Annotated in this window: 1 protein-coding gene and 1 pseudogene; one reads left to right on the forward strand and one right to left on the reverse strand. The window is 52.1% G+C overall.

Annotation, left to right across the window (positions count from 1 at the left end):
* Positions 1-112, forward strand: a pseudogene (locus tag IEY11_RS15100) (tweety protein); the annotation flags it as partial.
* 28 nt (positions 113-140) lie between these two features.
* Here the strand turns inward: IEY11_RS15100 and IEY11_RS07855 are convergent.
* On the reverse strand, positions 141-1,388 hold a 1,248-nt coding region (locus IEY11_RS07855), incomplete at its 5' end, for a virulence-associated E family protein (RefSeq protein WP_243183977.1).

Consider the following 1,388-nt stretch of genomic DNA (forward strand, 5'->3'; position numbering starts at 1 on the left):
GATGGTTACTATTTATACTTTTCTTTTATTTTTCTGTTGTTTTGGTTGTTATAAGGGAGAAAAGCCCGGAAATAAGGGGTTTTCCCCGGCAACCGGCTCGGCAATGGGATAGCAACAGGGGGTGCAACGGGCGGTCATTTTCAGAATGGAAGCTCCATCTGTTCTGTGACCTCCACAAAGCCGTCCATCGTTTTTTCAGACGGGTTGCCGGAGTCCGTTGCCGGGTTTTCGCGCTCCCAGCCCTTTTGTCTGCCATATTCGGAAAACATTCTTGGGTTTGGGAAGTACCGCCAGCCGGTAATGCACTGGTTCATAATCTCGTTGATTTCCCGGATTTCCCATTGCTTCGGCTCGTCAAAGGTGTGGTTCAAGGCTTCCTTGTAAAGCTGCTTGGAACAGACCATGCTCCCGGTGTACTTATCAAGATACGCCTGTATCATTCCGGCTTTGGTGTCCTCCGGCATAAAATCCCGCTGGTGTTCTTTGAGATACCGCTGCATGGTGGGGCTGAAAGCCAGCTTGAACCTGCCGCTTCGGTAAATCTCCATCGCTTCTGCCCACATCTGCTCGATATAGGCTCTGGAAGCGGCTTCGTCCTCCAAAATGTGAACCTCCGCCTGCTCCGGGTACACCATGACCGGGATAAAACGGCGGTTGCCTGAACGGTCAAGGGGCAGGAAGTCAAGGGCATTGGAAGTGCCGCCAAACACGCACTGACGGGGGCGGTCTGCCGGGTGGGTTTCATAGGGTATCTTGTAAACCTCTTTCTGCCGGCTTAAAAACGACTTGATTTCCTCAATGCTCTTGGCGTTGGCGGTTGCCATCATTTCCGACATTTCGATAATCCAGTGACCTTGCAGCTTACGGTACACATTGTCATCGTCCAGCTTCCGCAAATCATCGGAGAACCACTCGTCCCGGACTGCCAGCAGACGGAAGAAGGTGGACTTGCCAGCCCCTTGACCTCCGACCAGACAGAGCATGATTTCAAACTTGCACCCCGGCTGAAAGGCTCGTGAGATAGCGCCCATCAGGAACAGCTTCAACGCTTCATAGGTGTAATCATCTGCGTCAGCTCCCAGAAAGTGCCGTAGGCAGAAGCGGATTCGCTCTGTCCCGTCCCACACAAGGGAACTTAAATAATCCCGGATGGGGTGGTACTTGTTTTCATTCGCCACAATCCCGATGGCGTTATCAATCTTTTTCTCATTGGTAAGCCCGTAGGTTTCTTCCAGATAGAGAAGCAGATATTTCATGTCCGTATCGTTTAAGGCGGTGCTGTCCCTGTGGAAGCCGATGGGCTTTATGATGTCCTTGCGGTCGGTCAGGATGTTGTATGCGATAGCCCCGGAAAGCAGCGGGTCACGCTGGAATACGGTCAGGCAGTT

The organism is Butyricicoccus faecihominis (assembly GCF_014648015.1).
GTDB classification, from domain to species: Bacteria; Bacillota; Clostridia; order Oscillospirales; family Butyricicoccaceae; genus Agathobaculum; species Agathobaculum butyriciproducens.